This is a genomic window from Peribacillus sp. SIMBA_075, from assembly GCF_046534585.1.
The window spans coordinates 1-244 of the sequence record NZ_JAWRYN010001373.1; the positions used below are offsets into that span (position 1 = coordinate 1).

The 244-nt window shown below is 51.2% G+C and carries 1 protein-coding gene; it reads right to left on the reverse strand.

Annotated features, from left to right (window positions below; genetic code table 11):
- On the reverse strand, positions 1-244 hold a 244-nt coding region (locus tag SB775_RS32825; RefSeq protein ID WP_410865479.1), incomplete at both ends, for a histidine kinase dimerization/phospho-acceptor domain-containing protein.

Here is a 244-nt window from a genome sequence, read left to right on the forward strand (position 1 = left end):
CTAGCAAGGTTTCAGAAAACCCCTTGATCGACGTAACCGGTGTGCGCAGCTCATGCGACACATTCGCCACAAAATCCTTACGCACTTGTTCTAATTTTTTCAGTTCGGTAATATCGTGAAAGACGATGACGACACCGAGCCATCGCTCATGTTCACCGATGACCGGTGCGCCGTAGACGTCCAGATTCTTCATTTTCAGCCCTTCGGCAAACTCGATTTGGTCACGCGCGCGCGTCTCGGTCAT